At 59.5% G+C, this 2,194-nt stretch carries 3 pseudogenes and 1 other annotated feature; of the pseudogenes, 2 read left to right on the top strand and 1 reads right to left on the bottom strand.

The features are described from left to right. Window positions 1-240: 240 nt before the first annotated feature. Window positions 241-723, bottom strand: a pseudogene (locus BN874_RS01285) (Acg family FMN-binding oxidoreductase); the annotation flags it as partial. A 53-nt stretch (window positions 724-776) separates the two neighbouring features. On the opposite strand from BN874_RS01285, the pseudogene BN874_RS01275 reads away from it, so the two are divergent. Both BN874_RS01275 and BN874_RS25290 read left to right on the top strand, forming a co-directional pair. Then, window positions 777-1,994, top strand: a pseudogene (locus BN874_RS01275) (IS3 family transposase); the annotation flags it as partial. Next, window positions 1,061-1,177: a sequence feature (AL1L pseudoknot), on the top strand. It overlaps the preceding pseudogene by 117 nt. Window positions 1,995-1,996: 2 nt before the next feature. Continuing rightward, a pseudogene (locus BN874_RS25290) lies at window positions 1,997-2,194 on the top strand (hypothetical protein); the annotation flags it as partial.

Genomic DNA, 2,194 nt, shown 5'->3' with positions numbered 1-2,194 from the left:
GTGCTTCGCGGCTTCCAGCCTAGATTTCAACCTACCGGCTTCCAGCCGGTAGTAGTTGAGTTGGCTTTACTTTGTAAGCGGTGAGGAAGTATCCGAAGCAAAATCTTCTCCAAGTGCTTGATTGATCATAACGCGGACCACCAGAAGATCTATTTTTCATCGGATACTTCGTGCCTGATTCTACGCAACTAAATGATTTTTACATCACTACATGTGCAGGACTACCAGATTTCCAATGGTTCATGCCAGCACTGCTTGAACCGGACGTCGCAACGACCGGGGCATCTCTGGCCCCCGACCAAAGCGCACAACGAGGTCGGGTCTTTGGCTGCCAATTCCGAGGGCGTTTGCGAATTGCGGACGCAGCACCGAAACCTCGACCGGCTGATTCAGGAACGCATTGCGGATGCCCAACGTCGCCGCCTGCAAGGCGAAACGCTCGTAACAGCGTCCCGCTTCAACCCAATGAACTTTATCGTTCGCTTCCGATATGAAAATCGCAATCCCGGCGGAACTGCGAATGTGCGTCGCATACTTGTCGTTCTCGCTCTTCGTCGTGAAAAACAGATCAAAGAGCAGACTTCCCAACCACCTTGGAACGGATGGATTGCCAGATGACCGAGCGAACAGCCCATCCCCAGTTCTGACCGCCTCGTCGTCGCCGAAGCGAATCCACGCTTTCAGTTCTTCGACGAAAGCGGGATCGTTCATCTGAGCTGTATTGAATCGCCCCGGGTTTTGAGGAGGCTCCTTCACTCTGAGAAGATGGAGCCATGATGAGCAAGAAGATCACACCGAAGTATTCACCCGAAGTCCGCGAATGCGCAGTCCGCATGGTGCAGGAGCACCGAGGCGAGTATCCATCGCTATGGGCCGCTATTGAATCGATGGCCCCGAAGATCGGCTGCGTTCCGCAAACCCTGCATGAAGGGGTCCGGAAGCAGGAGATCGACACGGGTAGGCATGATGGCGTCACCCGTGATGAACGCGAACGCCTCAAGGCCCTGGAACGCGAGGTCAAGGAGCTGCGTCGCGCCAACGAGATTCTGAAACTGGCCAGCGCGTTTTTCGCCCAGGCGGAGCTCGACCGCCGACTCAAGTCCTGACCGAATTCATCGACCCGCACCGCGATACTCACGGGGTCGAGCCGCTCGGCAAGGTGATGCAGGTCGCCCCGTCCGGCGATTGGCGCCATGCCGCCCAGCGGCAGAACCCGGCCCTGCGCAGTGCGCGTGCCCAGCACGATGACCTCCTGATGCCGGAGATTCAGCGGGTATGGCAGGCCAACAGGCAGGTCTATGGGGCCGACAAGGTTGGGCGCCCGTTGAACCGCGAAGGCCTCCGAGTCGCCCGCTGCACGGTCGAGCGGCTCATGAAGCGTTTGGGGCTGGAAGGCGTCCGGCGCGGCAAGGGGGTACGAACCACGGTTCCGGATCAGGCCGTTCCGTGTCCGCTCGACCGGGTGAACCGGCCATTCAAGGCCGACCGTCCCAATCCGTTGTGGGTGTCCGACTTCACCTAGGTCTCGACCTGGCAGGGCTGGCTGTAGGTGGCGTTTGTGATCGACGTCTTCGCGCGCTACATCGTGGGCGGGCGGGTCAGTACTTCCATGCGAACAGACTTCGTTTTGGATGCACTGGAACAAGCCCTATACGCCCGGCAACCGGAACGCTCGGGTACCCTGGTGCATCATAGTGACAGAGGGTCGCAGTCCGTCTCCATCCGCTACACGGAGCGCCTCGCCGAGGCCGGGATCGAACCTTCGGTGGGCAGCCGTGGTGACAGCTATGACAACGCCTTAGCCGAGACCATCAACGGCCTGTACAAGGCGGAACTGATCCACCGCTGGGCGCCTTGGAAGAACCGGGAGGCGGTCGAACTCGCCACACTGGAATGGGTGGCTTGGTTTAATCACCACCGGTTACTGGAACCTCTCACCACCTATCAGTTTTGAATTAGGCTATCTGGCGAGTTTAACTGAGATTGCGAGGGGCTGATGGGAACGGTTCGGCAATTGGCGACGGAAATCGAACGGGGGTTGCGCGAAGCTCACCCGCAGCTGCGCAAAACCGTGGTGACGAAGGTGGCCTTGGCGGTGGGGGCGAGGCTCGAGGCGCAGACCCCGAATACGGTGGAGCTGGCCCATCGGTTGCCACTCCCGACCGAACGCCAGGACCTGCGCGAGCCGTGGCTG

This window comes from Candidatus Contendobacter odensis Run_B_J11 (assembly GCF_000531125.1).
GTDB classification, from domain to species: domain Bacteria; phylum Pseudomonadota; class Gammaproteobacteria; order Competibacterales; family Competibacteraceae; genus Contendibacter; species Contendibacter odensensis.
The sequence above is the reverse complement of the archived record's forward strand: the minus strand, read 5'-3'. Positions and strand labels throughout refer to the sequence as shown.